General features: G+C 33.4%; 19 protein-coding genes. 9 read left to right on the forward strand and 10 right to left on the reverse strand.

Annotated elements, in window-relative coordinates; translation table 11 throughout:
- Positions 1-129: 129 nt before the first annotated feature.
- Both CAB05_RS06110 and CAB05_RS22290 read left to right on the forward strand, forming a co-directional pair.
- Positions 130-318 carry a hypothetical protein gene (locus tag CAB05_RS06110; protein ID WP_087998942.1) on the forward strand — a complete coding sequence of 63 codons (189 nt, stop codon included), beginning with the start codon at positions 130-132 and terminating at the stop codon, positions 316-318.
- 180 nt (positions 319-498) lie between these two features.
- Positions 499-648: a hypothetical protein gene (locus CAB05_RS22290; protein ID WP_087998943.1), complete on the forward strand. Its 150-nt coding sequence runs from the start codon at positions 499-501 to the stop codon at positions 646-648.
- Between the two features lie 204 nt (positions 649-852).
- Here the strand turns inward: CAB05_RS22290 and CAB05_RS06120 are convergent, their stop codons facing one another.
- Positions 853-1752, reverse strand: coding sequence for a LysR family transcriptional regulator (locus CAB05_RS06120; protein WP_087998944.1), 900 nt, complete (start codon positions 1750-1752; stop codon positions 853-855).
- 128 nt (positions 1753-1880) lie between these two features.
- On the opposite strand from CAB05_RS06120, the gene CAB05_RS06125 reads away from it, so the two are divergent.
- Positions 1881-5474 (forward strand): bifunctional 2',3'-cyclic-nucleotide 2'-phosphodiesterase/3'-nucleotidase, encoded by a 3594-nt coding sequence (locus tag CAB05_RS06125; RefSeq protein WP_087998945.1) that lies wholly within the window; start codon positions 1881-1883, stop codon positions 5472-5474.
- Between the two features lie 294 nt (positions 5475-5768).
- Here CAB05_RS06125 and CAB05_RS06130 read toward each other — a convergent pair whose 3' ends face one another.
- Positions 5769-6575, reverse strand: a complete 807-nt coding sequence (locus CAB05_RS06130) for a YqhG family protein (protein WP_087998946.1) — start codon at positions 6573-6575, stop codon at positions 5769-5771.
- Positions 6562-8247 (reverse strand): DEAD/DEAH box helicase, encoded by a 1686-nt coding sequence (locus CAB05_RS06135; RefSeq protein WP_087998947.1) that lies wholly within the window; start codon positions 8245-8247, stop codon positions 6562-6564. Before CAB05_RS06135 ends, CAB05_RS06130 begins: the two co-directional genes overlap by 14 nt.
- A gap of 357 nt (positions 8248-8604) precedes the next feature.
- On the opposite strand from CAB05_RS06135, the gene gcvT reads away from it, so the two are divergent.
- Genes gcvT through gcvPB form a run of 3 tightly spaced genes read left to right on the forward strand, consistent with a single transcriptional unit; the run spans position 8605 to position 12549 of the window.
- Positions 8605-9708 carry a glycine cleavage system aminomethyltransferase GcvT gene (gene gcvT / locus CAB05_RS06140; protein WP_087998948.1) on the forward strand — a complete coding sequence of 368 codons (1104 nt, stop codon included), beginning with the start codon at positions 8605-8607 and terminating at the stop codon, positions 9706-9708.
- A 26-nt stretch (positions 9709-9734) separates the two neighbouring features.
- Positions 9735-11120: an aminomethyl-transferring glycine dehydrogenase subunit GcvPA gene (gene gcvPA, locus CAB05_RS06145; RefSeq protein ID WP_235821381.1), complete on the forward strand. Its 1386-nt coding sequence runs from the start codon at positions 9735-9737 to the stop codon at positions 11118-11120.
- Positions 11092-12549: an aminomethyl-transferring glycine dehydrogenase subunit GcvPB gene (gene gcvPB, locus CAB05_RS06150; protein ID WP_087998949.1), complete on the forward strand. Its 1458-nt coding sequence runs from the start codon at positions 11092-11094 to the stop codon at positions 12547-12549. The genes gcvPA and gcvPB overlap by 29 nt, the downstream gene beginning before the upstream one ends.
- 34 nt (positions 12550-12583) lie before the next feature.
- Here the strand turns inward: gcvPB and CAB05_RS06155 are convergent, their stop codons facing one another.
- Entirely contained in the window at positions 12584-13099 is a 516-nt protein-coding gene (locus CAB05_RS06155; protein ID WP_142283057.1) for an immunoglobulin-like domain-containing protein, read from the reverse strand.
- A 236-nt stretch (positions 13100-13335) separates the two neighbouring features.
- Here CAB05_RS06155 and CAB05_RS06160 point away from each other — a divergent pair, with 236 nt between their 5' ends.
- From CAB05_RS06160 to CAB05_RS06170, 3 genes are all read left to right on the forward strand, one after another.
- Positions 13336-14700: an aspartate kinase gene (locus CAB05_RS06160; RefSeq protein ID WP_087998951.1), complete on the forward strand. Its 1365-nt coding sequence runs from the start codon at positions 13336-13338 to the stop codon at positions 14698-14700.
- 72 nt (positions 14701-14772) lie between these two features.
- Positions 14773-15273, forward strand: coding sequence for an Lrp/AsnC family transcriptional regulator (locus CAB05_RS06165; protein ID WP_087998952.1), 501 nt, complete (start codon positions 14773-14775; stop codon positions 15271-15273).
- Positions 15270-16472, forward strand: a complete 1203-nt coding sequence (locus CAB05_RS06170) for an aminotransferase (RefSeq protein ID WP_087998953.1) — start codon at positions 15270-15272, stop codon at positions 16470-16472. The genes CAB05_RS06165 and CAB05_RS06170 overlap by 4 nt, the downstream gene beginning before the upstream one ends.
- Before the next feature lie 49 nt (positions 16473-16521).
- On the opposite strand, the gene CAB05_RS06175 is transcribed toward CAB05_RS06170, so the two are convergent.
- The 6 genes from CAB05_RS06175 to sat are packed head-to-tail and all read right to left on the reverse strand — an operon-like array spanning position 16522 to position 21731.
- Positions 16522-17274, reverse strand: coding sequence for a sirohydrochlorin chelatase (locus CAB05_RS06175; protein ID WP_087998954.1), 753 nt, complete (start codon positions 17272-17274; stop codon positions 16522-16524).
- Positions 17275-17298: 24 nt separating this feature from the next.
- Entirely contained in the window at positions 17299-18081 is a 783-nt protein-coding gene (cobA, locus tag CAB05_RS06180; protein ID WP_087999548.1) for a uroporphyrinogen-III C-methyltransferase, read from the reverse strand.
- Positions 18082-18100: 19 nt separating this feature from the next.
- The gene (locus CAB05_RS06185) at positions 18101-18319 is read right to left on the reverse strand and encodes a DUF3906 family protein (protein ID WP_087999549.1); all 219 of its coding nucleotides are present in this window, start codon (positions 18317-18319) and stop codon (positions 18101-18103) included.
- A 16-nt stretch (positions 18320-18335) separates the two neighbouring features.
- The gene (locus CAB05_RS06190) at positions 18336-19958 is read right to left on the reverse strand and encodes a nitrite/sulfite reductase (RefSeq protein WP_087998955.1); all 1623 of its coding nucleotides are present in this window, start codon (positions 19956-19958) and stop codon (positions 18336-18338) included.
- A gap of 12 nt (positions 19959-19970) precedes the next feature.
- Entirely contained in the window at positions 19971-20567 is a 597-nt protein-coding gene (cysC, locus tag CAB05_RS06195; RefSeq protein WP_087998956.1) for an adenylyl-sulfate kinase, read from the reverse strand.
- 12 nt (positions 20568-20579) lie between these two features.
- Positions 20580-21731 (reverse strand): sulfate adenylyltransferase, encoded by a 1152-nt coding sequence (gene sat / locus CAB05_RS06200; protein WP_087998957.1) that lies wholly within the window; start codon positions 21729-21731, stop codon positions 20580-20582.
- Positions 21732-21816 lie beyond the last annotated feature (85 nt).

A 21816-nucleotide genomic window follows, 5' to 3' on the forward strand; every position in this document is an offset into this window, starting at 1 on the left:
AGCTTATATTTTTATATTTATGAAGTATAATGTTGATTTTCTTATTGAATTAAATGGCATGTTAATTGAATCAAGTAATATTTGGATAAGAAAGATATAAGTAGAAAAGTTAATACAAGGAGTGATTTTTTGGAGAAAAATATTTGGGATGTAGATTTTTTAAAACAAGTAGTAAAAAGACTTTGCAAAATAAACATTATAAACATTATTTCCCCTCAGAAACCTAAATATGATATCATCGAGAAAGTAATGGTTATTAAGAACGATTTAAAAGATGGCGTAGACTTAGATTGTTTTAATATGTTAAACCTTATTTAACGAACAATTGGACCTTTAGAAGAGAGCTGAAGAAACAAGAAATAAAATTATTGAGGCTAATGCAGAGTGTCAAGGCATTTTATTTTGATTTTAGCAATGAAATGAATACCATTTGGCGATGAATTATATTATATTTGTTGAATAGATTCTCTTTAAAGTCAAGAAAAGTAGGTGAACAAAGTGGGAAAATATCAATTAGATTACAAAGGTCAGTTAGCTGTGACAAAGTTTCATGAAAAACAAACGCCTGCCAAAGTTGATAAAAAGAAGCAACTTGAAAAAATGCGTGCAGAGTATTTGAAAAACAAGCAAAATAAAACAGATAAATAATATTAATGAAAACATAGGAAGACTAAAATCTCCCTATGTTTTTTCTTATTCGAAGTTCTTTTTTTCTTTTGCTAACTTACAAGATGACGAGTTAGATAAAAACTAGGCAAAAGGTTTGGATTAAACGACCTTAAAATTTAAGGAGAACTGGTATTAAATAAATGTGTAAACATATTTATAACCTCTTGTAAATAAAGATTTTTTTCATTCATTATTAAGTTTAATTTCATTTTTTAATTGATTTATATATTTTTTGTCAGCTGATGTAAATTGGGTAAATACATTACGGACACAACCAACAAAAAAAGGTCTGTGGTAAGGATTATATAATTCAATAGAAATAACTTCACCAGACTGAATAAGTGGTTCATTTTGAACGACAAAGTCCACACCAATCGTAATAGCAATATTTTCGCTAACAGCTCTTCGAATGCTATCTAAATTATTTGTAGTGAATAATACATTTGTATTGTCTTTTAAAAATTCATCATAATACCATTTAAGATAGTGTTCATCGTGGACTACAAATGTTTCTTTTGCTAAATCTTCAATCGTTAACTGTTTACATTCGGCAAGTGTGTGATTTTTGCTTACACAAACAGTAATTTTTACTTCATGAAAAATTTCAAACACCAATTCCTTATTTTTCATTAACAACTCATCATATATCCAAATCAATCCGAAACGAAATTTTTTTTCTTTTATATCATCCAATATTTCTAGTGAATTTTTCCCGTAAACTTTTATTTTAGTATCTGGATTTATGTCTTTAATCACTTTAATTACATTAATTGTGTAATGAATTAATCCAGGTACAGAAGCTATTGTTATTTCACTAGACTTAGTATTGTTGCTTACAGCAAGCTCCTTTAATTCCTCTGCATGTGTCAATAAACTAAACGATTTTTCAATTAGTTTCTCTCCTTCTAGTGTTGGAATTGTACCGTGGCGTGACCGGATAAAAATTCTAAATCCGAATATTTCTTCTAAATTATTTATCGCCTGAGAGATTGCGGAAACAGAAATATGCAAGTTTTTAGCAGATAACGAAATCGATCTAGTTTTCGCAACCTCAACAAGATAAGTTAAATGGTCCAAATTCATTTAATTGCTCCTTTAAAAAAAGTGAAAGCACGTTAAGAATAATTAAACATAGTTTAACCTATTTTCCTTATATAATAATTCAGGGGATAACATTAAATTATCCTAATAAAATTTTAAGGGGAATTTAAATGAGGAGACAGAATTCAACAACTATGAAAGCACTATCTGCATCACTAGCAGTTTCTCTATTAAGCATGTCAGTATTCAGTACACAAGCTTATGCTTCACCTAATGAGTCTGTACCTGTCAATGTATTATCTACAAAAAATAATGATGAGAAGGATTTAGTAAAATTTCGTATTATGGAAACGACAGATATCCATACGAATCTATTAAATTACGATTATTATAAGAATGCTAATTATGAAAAAGTTGGTTTAGCAAAAACAGCTACACTCGTAAAAGAAGCTCGTGGAGAGGTACAAAATAGTGTTTTAGTCGATAATGGTGATTTAATTCAAGGAACTCCATTAGGAACTTACGAGGCTAAAATTGATCCTTTGAAAGAAGGGGAAGTTCATCCTGTTTTTAAAGCAATGAACCTAATGGGGTATGATATTGCTACGCTAGGCAATCATGAATTTAATTATGGTTTAGATTTCTTAGATGAAGCATATGAGGATGCTAATTTTCCGTATATAAATGCAAACGTTTTCGTTGATGACCATGACAACAATCCTACTAATGATCGAAATAAATTTAATCCTTATAAAATACTGAATAAAAAAATTGTTGATGAACAAGGTAAAAAGCATGTAATAAAAGTAGGTTTTATTGGTTTTGCCCCACCACAAATTAATGAGTGGGATAAAGCTAATCTTGAAGGTAAAGTAATTACGAAAAATATTGTGGAAACAGCTAAAAAATTCATTCCTGAAATGAGAGAACAAGGAGCAGATGTTATTGTAGCTATGACTCATTCAGGCTTTAGTGCGAATAAAGAAAACACTGAAGATGTTATTTATTCGTTAAGTGAAGTTCCAGGTATAGATGCGATTACTTTTTCTCATACACATAAAGTATTCCCAGCAAAAACAGAAGCTACTCTTGACGCTTTATTTTTAGGAGCAGATAAAAAACCATTACCAGGTGTAGATAATGCAAAAGGTACAATTAACGGTGTACCTGCAGTACAAGCTGGATATGGTGGTGGTTCATTAGGCTTGATTGACCTTACACTAAAAAAAGAAAAAGGAAAATGGTCTGTTGTAAACTCTCAATCTTCAACAAGAGAAGTATGGGTTGATGTTAAAGATCCAGTTTCGGGTAAAACAAAAACAGAAAGTACAGTAGCTCCAGATCAAGAAATCGTAAATGCAATTAAACCAAATCATGATGCAACAGTTAAGTATGTAAATACACCTATCGGATCAACAACTGATGATATTCATAGCTATTTCTCATTAGTACAAGATGATCCGTCAATCCAAGTCGTAACAAATGCACAAAAGTGGTTTGTAGAAAAATATGTTGCTGAAAAGAAACCAGAATATAAAAACTTACCAATTTTATCAGTAGGTGCTCCATTTAAAGCTGGACGTAATGGAGTAGCTGAATATACGGAGATAAAAAAAGGTGATCTAACGATTAGAAGTGCTGGTGATTTATATCTTTACGACAATACTCTAAAAGCGGTTAAAGTAAAAGGTTCAGTAGTCAAAGAATGGATTGAAATGACAGCAGGTAAATTTAATCAAATTAATCCAAATAAAACAGAAGAACAAGCTTTATTAAACCCATCTTTCCCAGTTTATAATTTTGATGTAATTGACGGTGTTAACTATCAAATTGATGTTACAAAACCAGCTAGATATGATGTAAATGGGAATTTAGTTAATAATACAAGTCGTGTATTGAATTTAACTTATAATGGTCAACCTTTAGATTTAAATCAAGAATTCATAGTAGTTACAAATAACTATCGTGCAGGTGGCGGGGGGAACTTCCCTGGTGTTAAAGGAAGTGAACTTGTTGTTGATTCGGCAGATGAAAATCGTCAAATCTTAATGGATTACATTTCTGAAATGAAAACAATTACGCCAACAGCTGATAGTAACTGGTCGATTGCACCAATTAACGGAAATGTGAATGTAACGTTTACGACTTCACCAAGAGCGGAAGAATTTATTAAACCTAATAGTAATATTTCATATACAAATAAAACAGATAATGCAGGCTTTGGAATTTTTAAATTAGATTTAGGAACTGCTCCTAAAGAGAATATTAAAGTTCAATTGCTAGGATTAAATGATTTTCATGGTCAGCTTGACACTGATACAAAAGTTACGCTTAATGGACAAGAAGTATTAGCAGGAAGTATGGAATATACAGCTGCTGCGATGAAACAACGTGAAGCTACTAATCCAAATACACTATTAGTTCACGCAGGTGACATGATTGGTGGAAGTCCACTAATTTCTGCTTTATTCCAAGACGAACCAACCGTTGAAGTTATGGAGGCTATGGGCTTTGATGTAGGTACAGTTGGAAACCACGAATTTGATGAAGGTATAAATGAATTAAAGCGTATGATTAATGGTGGAGAGCATCCAAAGGGAACTAAAGGATATGATGGAATGAACTTCCCAGTCATTGCTGCCAATGCATATGATACTTCAACAGGTCAATTAATCACTCAACCTTATGCAATAAAAGAGGTTGGTGGTAAAAAGATTGGTTTCATCGGTGTAGTAACACAGGAAACACCATCTATGATCATTCGAAAAGGAAACGAAACACTTGAAATTCGTGATGAAGTTGAAGCTATTAACCATTATACAGAAATTTTAAAACAACAAGGCATTGAAGCAATTGTAGTACTAGCACATAATCCTACACTTCAAACGGGTAAAACGGATTTATTTGATGCAACTGACATTGCCGAAAAAGTTGATGATGAGGTTGATGTAATTTTTGCAGCTCATAATCATGTATTTGTTGATAAAGAAGTAGATAATAAATTAATCGTCCAAGCTTATTCTTATGGATCTGCATTTTCAGATGTTGACTTAGAGTTAGATGCAGTGACAGGTGAAATCGTTAAGAAAGAAGCAGAAGTAGTAACAGTTTACCAAAAAGACTATACACCAGATTCTACGGTTTCTGCGATTATGAAAAAATATGAAGATTTAATTGCACCAATAAAAGCGGAAATCGTTGGTGATTCTATGCAGACCTTACCAAAGGGGTATCCATCTACAGAAATGAATGGTGATATTGCGCTTGGTAATTTAATTGCAGATGGAATGAAATATGCGATGAACGCTGACTTTGCAATGATGAACGGTGGCGGAGTACGAGCACAGCTTGACGCTGGTGAAGTTACGTTCGGTGACTTGTTTGCAATTCAACCGTTTGGAAATATATTAAATAAAGTAAATCTTAGTGGTGCAGATTTAGAAACTGTATTAAATAATCAAATTACTGATAAAGGTTTAGATTTCCATATCGCTGGATTTAAATATACGTGGGATTCTTCTACTAAAAAAGTAGTAAATATCTTATTACCAGATGGAAGTAAAATTGATCCGAACAAAGAGTACTCGGTAGTAGTAAACAACTACATGTATGGAAATGTTAAATATGGTATTGGACAACTTTCAACAAATTTAGAAATTGGATCAGATGATCTTCAAGCAACTATTAATTATGTAAAAACACTTCCTAAACCTTTCAATTATGAAATTGAGGGAAGAATTCAAAAAGTTACTTCAACACAATAAAAGACAAACGAAAGTAACATCTATGCAATTAAATAAGTTAATTAATAAATAAGTAGTAAGACGACTCAGATTTTGGGTCGTTTTTTTCTGTTAAAAAGTAGTGATGTAAGATTTCTTACGCATGCGTTATTTGCATAAAGAAAAGCAAGACCACTTTTTTGTGGTCTTCTCATTTGCTCAAAAATCACCATTTAAATTAAACAGAGCCAAACTATAAAAAAGAAGGGGCTGTCTCTTTGTCAAATAGACTCATGAGACAATCCCTTCTTTACTTGTAATGAATTTGTTACTTATTTATGCCAATCGATTCATCGTATTTGGTGAGAGATAAAATAAGCCGCCATTGGTACAATTGACGTGAATGACAGGTTCGTATAATTCCTTTAATGCGTTATATTCAACATGATAGTTTTCAGGTTTTTCCTCGTCATCTTTATAAAATTGATTGAGCAATTCCAAATCATGTTTCCATCTATTTTTTGCTTCTTCCGCCCAAGTTTCATCTTCTTCTTGAATTTTACTTCTGAGTAATTGTTCCATTCTGTTTAAACCACTTATTGGTTTTATTATTGGTGACATCGAGTAACAAAAGTCTGGAATTTTTGAACTGAATGGTATTTTTTCAAGTTTTGAGTGAAAGTTTTCAATAATTGTTCCTGAGATTAAATGAATTCCGTATGAGTATAAATAATCTTTCTTATGGTCACATGTAAAAGATACTTGGTAATTTACAGCTAACCATGGATGAAGTGCAATTTGTTGTCCCATAGGTGCTTTCGTGTTTTCGTATAATCTGATTGATTGTCCAAGCTCATTTACAATTGAGAATATTTGATGAAGTCGGGGAGAACCAAAGTGGATTTGTTCTCCCTTTATATCTTCAGGTACATTTTCACTGTCCGTAATAAATGTTAATTTCATTGGATTTGGAATACCGCCTGTTTTCTCTAAGTAATGCCAATAGAAAGGGCGATTCATGAGCTTTTTATCCATTTCAACCGTTAATTGAATTTCTAAATATGTCGGTGTTTTTTTGACAAGTTCACATTCATTATTTATAAAAAAGTATTCTATAAAGTCATGTATTTCACTTTGCTGCATACTGATCACCTACTTGTTTATGTTGCTGTAATTGGATAATGGAAGTTAAATTCTCCATTTTTATTTTTATTTCTCCTTCAGTACTTGAATTCAAGAATATTTCGTTCATATGTGCTTCAAAATCTTTGTAAGGAATTCTAGTTAGAATATCATCTAGCTCACCAATTACTCGCTCAAATAAATGGATTTTTTCATATAGTAATCGTAAAATATGTTCTTCTATTGATCCGACAGTTGCAAAATTATAAATACATACGTCTTCTGTTTGACCAAGTCGATGAATACGTCCAATTCTTTGTTCTAGTCTCATCGGATTCCAAGGTAAGTCGTAATTTATCATATTGGAACAAAATTGTAAGTTAATCCCTTCGCCACCAGCTTCTGTGGCAATTAGAACTTGTACTCTATTTTTAAATAGTTCCTTCATCCAATCTTTTTTACCTCTTTTAAATCCTCCGCGAAATGGTACAGAAGTAATGCCATTTTGTTTTAGTAACCATTGTAAATACAATTGAGTGGCACGATATTCAGTAAAGATAATCACTTTATCATCGATTTTCTTGATTAGTTCAATTACTTTATTTGCTTTTGAATTTGAAGTGATTTGATTGATTTGATGAAATATTTTTTCGATATATGGATCATTTACTTCAATATTTTCTTTTTCAAATCTTTGAAGCATTTTTTTTAGGGATACATAAACTGCTTCTCGGCTACTACATGCTTCTCGTTTAAATGTTAAAAATGAAAAAGCAGAGTTAACTCCTGTATATTGGGATTTTTGCCATTCATCAATTAAATCATATAATTTTTGTTCTTCTTCATTGAAATTGATAAGGACTGTTTCAACTTTTCGTTTTGTCCACTCAATTCCTGTGTCTTGTCTTCTGTTTCGAACCATAACTTTTCCGATTAATTCACGGAGTAAGTCTTCATGCTCTAAAGAGCGGTTTTTAGCAGAAAAATATTCTTCAAAACTTGTTTTATTTCCGAGATGTCCAGGTTTTAATAAGGAAACGAGATGGAAAATCTCTTCAATTCTATTTTGAACAGGTGTTGCCGTTAGTAATAGACAATATTTTTTCTTCAAATGCTGAACAAACTCATAGTTTTTTGTTTTATTGTTTTTTAGTTTATGAGCTTCATCGATAATAATTAGATCATAGTTTATGTCTAATATTTTTTCGCGATGTGGTGCACGTTTAGCAGTATCAATGGAAGAAACGACTACATCACAGTTATCCCAAACATAGTTTTTCTTCTGTTGAGCAATGGCAGGTATATGAAACTTAGTGTTTAATTCAAATGTCCACTGTGATACTAGTGAAGCGGGTACTAGTATTAATACTTTATTCACTAAACCTCTAATCATATATTCTTTTAAGATCAAGCCTGCTTCAACTGTTTTTCCTAACCCAACTTCATCTGCAAGTATTGCTTTACCATTCATTTTTTCAATGACTGTTGTAGCAACCTCTAATTGATGTGGTAATGGTGTTAAATTAGGCAAATGAGATGGTGCGATCATACCCGTAAATGATGGGACTGCTAGCTTTGTACTCGTATGATAGGCGAGCTTATAGTTTTCCCAATTTGACCAAGGTCCATCATTCTCAAGCTTTTCTAAGAACTCATTTTGCCATTCTGTATGGAATTTAATCTCTATTGACATTTTTTTCTCACCTATTTCATTTTATTATTGGTAAATAATGAACATTATAGTAAAATAGATTGTGTAACGTTCGTAATTTTCTTTTGATAAAATTTCACTTCGTTATTGATGAAAACTGTCGTTTAGTGTTAGGATAAGAGTGTAGAAAAAAAGAAAATTCTTATAAGTTTTTATAAATCAAAGAATTAGATTCTTTTGATTTAACAGTAAACTAATATTGTTTAATAATAATTTTTTGTTTTCTACTAGTTTTTCCGAAAAAAGACAAATTATGTAAATTATTTAATTGTTTAGCTGGACGAACTATTAATTTAGTTTTCCATCATGCTAGCATGTAGATAAGGGGGAGAAGACTACATGACGACTTTATTACGTACACCTTTGTATGAAGAGTACAAAGTTTTAGGTGGTAAAACAATTGATTTTGGTGGCTGGGAGCTACCAGTGCAATTCTCGAGCATTAAAGAAGAACATGAAGCTGTTCGAACAGCGGCTGGTTTATTCGATGTTTCTCACATGGGAGAAATTGAAGTAACTGGTAAAGATAGTCTTAAATATTTACAAAAAATGATGACAAATGATGTTTCAAAGCTAAAAGAAGAAGGTGCATTATATAGTGCAATGTGCTATGAAGATGCTGGAACTGTAGATGATTTACTAATCTATAAATTTAGCGATGAACATTATTTATTAGTTGTCAATGCGTCTAATATCGAAAAAGATTTTGAATGGTTACACTCACACGTTGAAGGTGATGTAAAAGTTGTAAACAAAAGTGATGAAATTGCACAATTGGCTCTACAAGGTCCAAAGGCAGTTGAAATTTTACAACGACTTACATCAATTAATGTTTCCGAAATTAAGTATTTTACTTTTAAAAATAATGTCCAAATTAGTGATGTAGAAGCATTAGTTTCACGTACTGGATACACAGGTGAAGATGGTTTTGAACTTTACTGTCCAGCCGTTGATGCTGCTAAGCTTTGGAATATTCTACTTGAAGCTGGTAAAGAAGACGGATTAAAACCTTGTGGATTAGGTTCACGTGATACACTGCGCTTTGAAGCAACGTTAGCACTATATGGACAAGAACTTTCAAAAGATATCACTCCACTAGAAGCTGGAATCGGCTTTGCAGTGAAGTTAAATAAAGAAGAAGATTTCTTCGGTAAAGAAGTTCTGAAAACTCAAAAAGAACAAGGCGTTCCTCGTAAATTAGTAGGAATCGAAATGATTGATAAAGGAATTCCAAGATCTCATTATCCTGTATATAAGGATGGGGAAAATATTGGAGAGGTAACAAGTGGTACACAATCTCCAACATTAAAACGCAATATTGGACTTGCGTTAGTTAAAACAGAATATTCAAGCTTAGGTACTGAAATTGAAGTTGAAATTAGAAATAAAAAATTAAAAGCGGTTGTAGTTTCTACACCATTTTATAAAAGAGAGAAGAAGTAACTAGGGGGAGAAAGGGGATTACCTTAATGCATCGTTATTTACCAATGACAGAGCAAGACCGTCAAGAGATGTTAAAAACAGTTGGTGTTTCTTCAGTTGATGAACTATTTAGTGATATTCCTGAAAATGTGCGTTTTAATGGATTACTAAATATTAAAAAAGCAAAATCTGAATCTGATTTATTACAAGAGCTTAGTGGATTAGCTAATAAAAATGCGAATTTAAGAGAATATGTATCATTCTTAGGTGCTGGCGTATATGATCACTACCTACCTACAGTTGTTGATCATGTAATTTCTCGTTCAGAGTTTTATACTGCATACACTCCATATCAACCTGAAATCTCACAAGGTGAGCTTCAAGCAATTTTTGAATTCCAAACAATGATTTGTGAATTAACTGGAATGGATGTTGCAAACTCTTCTATGTATGATGGAGGAACTTCTCTTGCAGAAGCGACTACTTTAGCAGCCGGTCATACTGGTAAAAAACGAATTTTAGTTTCAAAAGCTGTTCATCCGCAGTCACGTGAAGTTATTTTATCTTATGCTAAAGGTCAACACTTAGAGGTTGTTGAAATTGGTTTGAAAGATGGAAAAACTGATATCGAAGAGCTAAAAAATGAAATGAACGATAACGTAGCGTGTGTTGTTGTACAATACCCTAACTTCTATGGACAAATTGAGGCATTAGATGAAATTGAACCAGTTGCTCATACTGGAAAAAGCTTATTTGTTGTATCAAGTAATCCATTAGCATTAGCTGCATTAACTCCTCCAGGTGAATTTGGTGCTGATATTGTTGCAGGAGATGCTCAAACATTTGGTATCCCTACTCAATTTGGTGGACCACACTGTGGTTATTTTGCTACGACAACAAAATTAATGCGTAAAATGCCTGGTCGTTTAGTTGGTCAGACAGTTGATGGTGAAGGCCGTCGTGGTTTTGTATTAACACTTCAGGCACGTGAACAACATATCCGTCGTGATAAAGCGACTTCTAATATTTGTTCAAACCAAGCTTTAAATGCATTAGCAGCTTCAGTTGCAATGACAGCACTTGGTAAATATGGTGCAGTTGAAATGGCAACACAAAATATACAACGCACTCAATATATGAAAAAGAAATTAGCTGAAAGTGGCATTTCTGTTGTTTTTGAAGGTGCTGCATTTAACGAGCTAGTAATTGATGTAAAACAAAATGTGTCAGAAATTAATAAAGAATTATTTACGAAGAAAATTATCGGTGGTTACGATTTAGCAAAAGTTGAACCTGCTATGGAAAATCATATGTTAATCGCTGTAACTGAACTACGTTCTAAACAACATATTGATACATTTGTAGAAGAGCTAGCATTATTAGTAGACGGAAAGGGGATGCAACATGCTGAAGGATCAACCGTTAGTTTTTGAGATGAGTAAAGAAGGTCGTATTGCTTATAGTCTTCCAGTAATGGATGTTGAAGACATTAATATTGAAGATGTTATTCCAGCGACTTATATTCGAAAAGAAAAAGCAAATCTACCAGAAGTATCTGAATTAGATTTAATGCGTCATTATACAGCACTTTCTAAACGTAATCATGGATTGGACTCTGGTTTCTATCCACTTGGTTCTTGTACGATGAAATACAATCCAAAAATTAATGAAGCTGTAGCCCGCTTTCCTGGTTTCGCTCATATTCATCCACTTCAAGATGAATACACAGTTCAGGGAGCTCTTGAATTAATGCATGAGTTGCAACAAGAACTTAAGGAAATCACTGGTATGGATGAAGTAACGTTACAACCAGCAGCTGGTGCACATGGTGAGTGGACTGGATTAATGATTATCCGTGCTTATCACGAAAGTCGTGGAGATTTCAATCGTACAAAAGTAATCGTACCTGACTCAGCTCATGGTACAAATCCAGCTTCTGCAACTGTTGCGGGATTTGAAACAATTACAGTTAAATCAAATGAAAAAGGTTTAGTAGACTTAGACGATTTACGTCGTGTAGTTGATGAAAATGTAGCAGCATTAATGCTTACAAATCCAAATACACTAGGACTTTTTGAAGAAGACATTTATGAAATTGCAGAGATAATCCATGCTGCAGGCGGTAAAGTTTATTATGACGGCGCAAACCTAAACGCTGTATTAAGTAAAGCTCGTCCTGGCGATATGGGATTTGACGTAGTACATTTAAATCTTCATAAAACGTTTACAGGTCCACACGGTGGTGGCGGTCCTGGTTCAGGTCCTGTTGGAGTAAAAGCAGATTTAATTCCATATTTACCTGCACCAATCGTTGAAAAAGTTGGAGATGAGTATGTTTTAAATTCTGATCGTCCAGAAACAATTGGTCGAGTTAAACCTTTCTACGGAAACTTCGGAATTAATGTAAGAGCATACACTTATATTCGTTCAATGGGTCCAGAAGGATTAAAACAAGTAACAGAAGATGCGGTATTAAATGCAAACTATATGATGCGTAGATTAGAACCATACTTTGATCTACCATTCGATCGTCATTGTAAGCATGAGTTCGTAATGAGTGGCAAACGTCAAAAGAAATTGGGCGTACGTACATTAGATATCGCAAAACGTCTATTAGACTTTGGATATCACCCACCAACAATCTACTTCCCATTAAACGTGGAAGAATGTATTATGATTGAACCAACTGAAACAGAATCGAAAGAAACATTAGATTCATTCATTGATACAATGATTGCGATTGCGAAGGAAGCTGAAGAAAATCCAGAAATCGTTCAAGAGGCTCCACATACTACTGTTGTAAGTCGTCTTGATGAAACGTTAGCTGCTCGTAAGCCAGTATTACGTTACCAAAAAGCATAAATAAAATCGTTCCCTTTTTTGAGGGAACGTTTTTTTATTTTAATTGAAATATAGAAGATAATTTAATTTTTTCCCCAGTACCGTTACCTATAGAAAACTCTTTTACAATACGGTAATAACCAGGGTGTACATTATATTTTAAATTATCTGTATCTAATCCAATTTCACTATTATCTGTCTTCCCTTTATCTAAAATTATGCCGATCATAGTAAAAGCTATATTATCTTGAAAAGGAATTTTTCTCCATTTATCTTCTTGAAAAACTTCTAGTTCATATGGTGTTCCGTAAAGAATTGAATCTCCATTATTCCTAATAACAAGGGGAATATGTTTCGTTCTTTTATCAAATGAAGCTGGTTCAATCTTCATCTCAAATTGAATAGTTTTATCTTTAAAATGATCAGGTATATCATTATGCTTTGATTGCTTGAATGAAGTGAATTTTTGATCATCTTTTATATTATGATCTTTATTACAAGCCGACAAGCTAAAGAGGAATATGACAATAAATAAAAATATTTTTTTCATATTTTCTTTTCCTTTCTTCATTCCTATTTTTTCATATATTAATGAAACTTCGTTAGAAAGAAAGCCGATTCCTCCTTAGTGAATAGTAGTGATATTAAAGAGTAATGTATTTTCTTTCTTCCTTAATAAATGATAGATTAAAAAATTCTATTTTAACATACTATGTTTTTCCAATAAATTATTGATTTTTTTTCAGATTAGAGGGATAATTGTAGCATTATTTAACAGAAAATTAACATAATTGGGAGACGTTAAGAATGAAAATCGCAAAATTTGGTGGTTCATCATTAGCCACTTGGGAACAAATTGAAAAAGTTTTTCAGATTGTGGTTTCAGATAAAGAACGTAAAATTATTGTGGTTTCAGCACCTGGAAAAAGATATCCGGATGACATTAAAATAACTGATCTCTTAATTACTTGTGGGAGAAAATCAATCAATGGTGAAGACTATTCGATAGAATATAGTCAGATCATTGAAAGATATTCTGAAATTGCAAATGGCTTGTGTTTATCATCTGACATAATTGATGAGATTTCATTAAATATAGAAGGTGCTCTATCCAGTTCAAAGGAAAATCATGCAAAATATATGGATGCTGTAATGGCGTGTGGTGAAGATAATTGTGCTAGGTTAGTAGCGAATTATTTTCAAATGAAAGAAATTGACGCAGAATATATCAATCCAAAAGATGGTGGTTTATTTGTAACTAATGAACCTGGTCATGCACAAGTCTTACCAAAAAGTTATCTTTTGTTACATGAACTTCGCAATAAAAAAGGTATTGTCATTTTTCCTGGTTTCTTCGGGTATTCAGAAGATGGAGATATTGTCACTTTTTCAAGAAGTGGTTCAGATATTACTGGTTCTGTTATTGCCAATGGAGTTAAAGCTAGCTTATATGAAAATTTTACCGATGTGGATGCAGTGTATTCAGTGAATCCTTCTATCATTCAAGAGCCAAAAGAGATTAAAGAATTAACGTATCGTGAAATGAGGGAGTTATCTTACGCTGGTTTCAATGTATTCCATGACGAAGCACTAATTCCTGCTTTTCAAGCAGGCATTCCGGTTAATATTAAAAATACAAACAATCCAACGGCTCCCGGGACAGTTATTGTAAAAGAAAGAAAGTTAACGAATGGTCCATTAGTTGGTGTAGCCAGTGACAATGGATTTTGTAGTATTTATATAAGTAAGTATTTAATGAATAGAGAAGTTGGGTTTGGGCGAAAAATCCTACAAATCTTAGAAGACTTTCATATTTCATATGAACACCAACCAAGTGGAATAGATGATATTTCAATTGTTATTAGGCAAAATCAATTAACATCTACGATTGAAAATCAAATTATCAACCGTATACAGGACGAACTTCATGTTGATCATGTGGTTATTGAAAGAGATCTTGCTTTAATCATGTTAGTTGGTGAAGGAATGCGCCATAATGTTGGGACTACGGCACGCGCCAGTAAAGCCCTTGCAAATGCAAGCATCAATATTGAAATGATTAATCAAGGGTCATCTGAAGTTAGTATGATGTTTGGTGTAAAAGCAAGTGACGAGAAAAAAGCAGTACAAGTAATTTATGAAGAATTCTTCCCAAAAGTGTCATCTAAGTAAAATAATTAAATATAGATGAAGAGTATAACATCAGCAGAAATTCCATGATTAAATGGAATGCATAAGGAGCTTATGAAAATGACAGATAAAGAAATTCAATTACTTCAGTGTATTGAACAAAATGGTCGATTAAGTAATGACGTATTAGCAAAAATGATTCAAATGTCAGAAGAAGAAGTCGTTGAGATTCTTAAAAAGTTTGAAAACGATCGTGTAATTTTACAATATATTACACTGATTGATTGGGGTAAAGTTCCTGTTCAAGAAAGTATAACGGCAATGATCGATGTAAAAGTAGCTCCAAAAAGAGGAGTAGGCTTTGATGAAATTGCTGAAAAAATATATTTATATCCTGAAGTAAAATCAGTTTATTTAATGTCAGGGACATATGACTTGTCAGTTGTTGTTGAAGGTAAAACAATGACTTCAATTGCTTCATTTGTATCTCAAAAACTATCAACCTTAGAATCAATTTTATCCACTACAACGCACTTTATCTTAAAACGATATAAACATGACAGTATTGTTTATGGACAGAAACAAAATGATAAGCGTATGGTGATCACGCCATGAGTAAATTTACCTTATCTAATACAGTCACAACACTTCAACCTTCGGGGATTCGTAAATTTTTTGATTTAGCTGCTAGCATGGATAATGTTATTTCCTTAGGAGTAGGGGAGCCTGATTTTGTCACGCCTTGGAATGTACGTGAGGCAAGTATTTATTCGTTAGAAACAGGACATACAGCGTATACATCAAATGCTGGTTTATTTGAATTACGAGATGAGGTCAGTCGCTATTTCTCTAAGAAGTTTGATGTACACTATGATCCGAACGAGGAGCTAATCATCACAGTTGGTGCAAGCCAAGGGATTGATATAGCGTTACGAACGATTTTAAATCCGGGTGATGAAGTGATCGTTATTGATCCTTGTTTCGTATCATATGCACCATTAGTTTCATTAGCAGGCGGTGTACCTGTTCATTTGGCAACAACTGGTGAAGAAGAGTTTAAAATTAATCTTCAAGCTTTAAAGAAAAAGATAACACCAAAGACAAAAGCAATTTTACTTTGTAATCCTAATAATCCTACTGGTACATTACTTGAAAAGGAATTACTTGAGGATTTAGCAATATTTGTTAAAAAACATAATTTAATTGTCATTTCTGATGAAATTTATGCAGAGCTTGTTTATGATGGGGAATATACTAGTTTTGCAAAGATAGATGGTATGAGAGATCATACAATTTTAATTTCTGGTTTTTCTAAAACGTTTGCAATGACTGGCTGGCGTTTAGGGATTGTTGCTGCACCTTCAGAAATCATTTCGCATATGCTAAAGGTTCATCAGTATGCGATTATGTGTGCACCAACAATGTCACAACATGCAGCGGTTGAAGCACTTCGTAATGGTGAACATGATGTAGAAGCAATGAGAAGAAGTTATATGCAACGAAGAAATTATCTTGTTTCATCGCTTCAAGAAAATGGTTTATCATGTCATTTGCCTGGAGGAGCATTCTATGTTTTCCCATCAATCCAAAATACAGGACTAACATCTGAAGAATTTGCAGAGCAATTATTGTTAAAAGAAAGAGTTGCGGTTGTCCCGGGAAATGTTTTTGGAGATTGTGGAGAAGGATTTATCCGATGTTCGTATGCTACTTCACTTGAACAGTTAATTGAAGCTACAAAAAGAATAGGGCGTTTTTTACAAACTCTCCCGACGTTTCAACCAGTAAATTTAACGAAAATTGAAAGTAAATAGTCTAAAAGAAAAAGCTCTTGTGTTCCATATGGAATAGACAAGAGCTTTTTTATACATGAATGAAGGGGTGATTTAACTTTGTTTCTATTAATCTTTCTTCAAAAATAGAAGCAATCAAATGATCATATCCAAGCGTTTCACAAAGAATCCAATTCTGTTGAATTGAAGCTGGCAGACTATTAATTTTCTCTGCAATTTCTTTCATCAATGTACCCGAAAAGAATAAATAAGGCACGACGATGATCGGACAATTTTTTTCAGTAAGAAGAAGTTTCCAAGCGTCGTCGAAAGAGGGTTTCGACACGGCCATGTAAGCAGGAATGACAGTTCTATTTAATTTAGTTTCAAGTAATGTAGCAATGCTTAAAAAATCATTTTGCGTAAGTGGGTCGCTACTACCACGTCCAACTAATAAAATTTTAGAATGAGGATGTACTTTTATCGTTTTTTCATAAATACGTTTCTTCACTAATTCAATCATATTTTGATGAACACCAATTGGATTGCCTAATGTGATTGTAACTTTTGGGAAACTTTTTTGAAATGCTGCAATTTCTTTTGGAATATCGATTTTTGCATGATTGGCTGATAATAGTAGAACAGGGAGGACCGTAATCGAAGTTGCTCCCTGTTGAATACAATTATGTAGTCCCTCATATATAGAGGGTTCTGCTAATTCGATAAAACTAATTTCTTGTATTTTACAATTAATTTGTTTTTGCACTTTTTTAACAAAGTTTATGGCAGAATGGACTGCAGATTGTACGCGGCTTCCGTGACAAATATATAAAATAGCATCCATTCAATCACTCCTTACAAGTAGTCATTAAATACTAGAGTAACTTTTTTGATTTGGACGTACAATTGAATCTTGTTTAGATTCGAACCATTTTAGTTGATGATGTAAATTTACGACTTCACCAACGACAATCATACTTGGGTTACTTATTTTTTCTTTTTCAGCAACTGATAGTACGTCTTTTAAAGTACATGTCACAGTTTTCTGTTGTTCTGTTGTACCATAGTGGATGAGAGCTACAGGTGTATCCTGATGTTTCCCATTTGATAAAAGTTGATGACGAATATATGGTAAATTACTTACCCCCATATAGATTGCAAGCGTGTCAATCCCTTTGGCTAATGCTTCCCATTTAACAGTATCATCTTCCTTACAATGCCCAGTTACAAATGCAAAGGAACTACTAAAATCACGATGTGTTACTGGGATACCTGCATAAGCTGGTGCTGCTATACCAGATGTAATCCCTGGAACGATTTCGAATGGAACTCCGCGCTCAACAAGATAAGCGGCTTCTTCACCACCTCGCCCAAAAATAAAAGGATCGCCACCTTTTAAACGTACAACATTTTTACCTTTTTTAGCATATTTAACTAAGAAAGCATTAATTGTTTCTTGCTTTAATGCATGGTAGTTTGGTAGTTTACCTGCGTAGATTAATTCTACTGATTCTTTTGCATACTCTAGCAGTTCTTTATTCACTAAACGGTCATATAAAATGACATCAGCATTTTGAATGCATTTTAGACCTTTTACAGTAATTAGATCAGCATCACCTGGTCCAGCGCCAACTAAATAAACTTTTCCAATCATTCCATACACCTCATCATCATCGTTTACTTAAAACCTCAATATCTAGGACAAAACCACCACTTTGACTAACTCTCTTTTTTTCATACATTAGTAAATCCTTAACGTCAGGTTTCTTTACATAAAATTTCTCAAGCTCGGTATCAACGAGCTTAAATGCTTTTTCATCATCATTTGCTAGAATGACTATCGGTACAGTTCGATTTTCTATTTGCGCCTCAAAACGATATAAAAACATAGGCCACCGACTTTCTTTAAGATGCTTTAACTGTTTCAAGAATTGTCGTTAAATGATTTTGTAATTCCTCAATACCAACTCTGGCTACATAATCTAAGTATGGTTCAGAAGGTAATTTATTCTCTTGAAAATGCTGTAAGAATTTTTCTAAAACAAGATGAAGGGAAGGGGATTCCACTTTTCCTTTTAGTTTTTCGTTTAATTTTCCACCGTTTGCTAAAGTTCCACCTACATAGATCTCAAATGCTTCAACTAATTCTTTTTTGTCATTTCGAGCTTTGATACCTTGTAGGCCGATATCAGCGATTGCTCTTTGACCACATGAGTTCGGGCAACCAACCATATGAATCCGAACTGGAACATCAAGTGAAACTTTTTCATCTAAGTAAGTAGCAGTATCTTTCATACGAGCTTTTGTTTCTACTAATGCTAGATTGCAATATTCATTCCCTGTACACGCCACAGAATAACCAATGAACTTAGGCGGAATTGGAGTGAATTTTTTTAGTAAAGGTTCTTCAAGTAATTCATTGATATTTGCAGTTGGGATATTTGGTAAAATTAAATTTTGTGAATTACAGTTTCTGATTTCTCCATTTCCATATTTCTTTACAATTCTTGCTAACTCGAAAACTTCCTCAGAATGTAATCTTCCAACTGGGATACTTAATCCGACATAGTTTAAACCATCTTGCTTTTGCGGATGTACACCGTAAAAATAACCTGCATTCCAGGACTCATCAAATCCAGTTCCTTTTGTTAATAGTTCACCTGTATATTCTTGTAGTACATCTTTAAATTTTCCAACTCCCCAATCTGCTACTAAAAACTTTAAACGGGAGTGATGACGTTTTTCACGGTAACCAAAATCTCTAAAAATCGTTGTAACTGCAATTGCAACTTCCTTTACCTGATGTGGTAAAACAAATACATCAAGTGTTTGTGCTAAATGTGGTGCAGCAGATAATCCACCGCCAACTTTTAAATGGAAACCAGCTGTTTTGAGACCATCAATTTCTTTAATAGCTGGAACAAATGAAATACAATTAATCTCAGCATTAGAAGCATTACTAGTATTTGTACTAATTGACATTTTATATTTTCTTGGAAGATTCGAAAAATCTTCATTAAATTGGAAGAATTCATATATTTCTTTTACGATTGGTGTTGTATCGAATAATTCATTCGGATCAATACCAGCCAATGGATTACCAACAATATTACGTGTTATATCTCCACAAGCACCTGCACTAGAAAGACTAACCTTTTCAAGTCGCGATAAGATATCTGGAATCTGTTCAATTGTTAACCAATGAAACTGAATGGCTTGGCGGGTTGTAATATCATAAACATCGCGACCATAATCCCGGGCAATTTCAGCTAATACGACTAGTTGATCATGCGATAATATGCCAGAAGGAACATTTACACGCATCATAAAGTAACCTGCTTCTTTTGGTTTTTGTAGATAACATCCTGCCCATTTAAATAAATCCCATTGATCTTTTGGGATCGATTCAAAACCATTCTTAGCGTAATAAGGAATGTCGTCATAAATTTTTAATCCATCTTTTACTAGCTTCTTTTTTTCAGTTTCGTTTAACTTCGGATTGTCTTTCCATACTTTTTCAGTACTCATTAACACATCTCCTTATTTGATATAATTTTGAACTTTTAAATATTGAAGTACTGTTTCAACACATTGTTCAATCGAAAGTGTGTCTGTATTTAAAGTGATTTCCGGACGATTTGGTGCTTCATAAGGGGAGCTTATACCTGTGAAATGTTGAATTTCACCACTTTTTGCTTTTTTATAAAGTCCCTTTGGGTCTCTGTTTTCACAAGTTTCAACTGAGCACTCAACATAAACTTCAATAAATTCATCTTTTTCAACAATTGATCGAACAAGATCTCGATCAGCTTGAAATGGGGAGATAAAGGCAGTAAGTACAATTTGCCCATCATCGACAAATAACTTAGCTACTTCTCCAATTCGGCGAATATTTTCGGTTCGATCACGATCTGTAAATCCAAGATCATTATTTAATCCGTGGCGAATATTATCACCATCTAAAACATATTGCTGCACATTTTGTTGAAACAATGCTTTTGCTATTTCATTTGCAATCGTAGATTTTCCAGATGCTGATAAACCGGTAAACCATAGGATACAGCTATGATGATTGTTTTTTTGACGTCGATCTTGCTTCGTAATACTGGCTTGATGCCAAACAATATTTTTAGACATGTTGTTTTTCTCCTATTCAACTGAAATCGATGCTGCTTCACGTATTCCTTCAATTAATACTTCAACTACTTCTTTTCGGCTAAAAGCAGTTGGAGGAATTTCACCGTTTTTTAGCATTTCTCGTACTTTCGTTCCAGAAAGGGTAATATGATGCTCGCTACTATGAGGACAAGTTTTTGTTGAACCCATATTTTCACATTTTGAGCAGTAAAAACTATTTTCGAAAAATAGGAGATTAATTCCTAAATCATCAGCTGTAAACCGTTGGAAGATTTTTTGAGCATCATAAGTTCCGTAATAATTTCCAACTCCTGCATGATCACGTCCAACAATAAAGTGAGTGCACCCATAATTTTTTCTGACGATTGCATGGAAAATTGCCTCGCGTGGGCCTGCGTAGCGCATAGCGGCAGGGAAAACTGCTAAGAATACACGGTTAGCTGGATAATAGTTGTCTAGCAAAACTTTATAACTTTTCATTCTTACATCTGCAGGAATGTCATCTGATTTTGTTTCTCCAACTAATGGATTCAAAAACAGACCATCAACGATTTCTAATGCGCTTTTTTGAATATATTCATGTGCCCTATGAACAGGATTTCGAGTTTGGAAACCAACAATCTTTTTCCAGTTTAATGCTGCAAATTTTTCCCGAGTTTCAATTGGTGTTAAATAATGTTCGGAAAAATCGTTTCTGTTCAACTGCTTAGTAACAGTAACCTCTCCACCGATATAAACATCGCCACGGGAATACAATTTAGCTACCCCTGGATGCTCATGATCCGTTGTTCCATAAACGAATTGTGCTTCAGCTAATTTATTAGGTGTATAAATATCTTCAATTTTAATGATTCCATATACTTCATTTTCCCAAATGAGCTTTGCTACATCACCGATTTGAAGATATTTAGCAGATAACTTCGAAATAGGAAGGGTAATCGGGATACTCCAGACAGCGCCATTTTTTAATCTCATTGAACTAACAACATGTTCATAATCATCTTTGCCTAGAAAACCAGTTAATGGGCTATATGCACCATTTCCAATTAACTCTAAGTCACTAATCCCGATGAGATCTAAAGGAATCTCGTGGGAAATTTCATTTGTTAAAACGGTTGAATCAAATCGATTAATTAATGTTCCACCATGTGCCGGTAAACTCATATTCTAGACACTCCTTAAATTTTCTAATGTGATAGTTTCATATATTAAAGAAAAAAGACGATGCAAATTGAGATAGAAGAATGGT

It is taken from the genome of Gottfriedia solisilvae, from assembly GCF_002128405.1.
Classification (GTDB): domain Bacteria; phylum Bacillota; class Bacilli; order Bacillales; family Bacillaceae_G; genus Gottfriedia; species Gottfriedia solisilvae.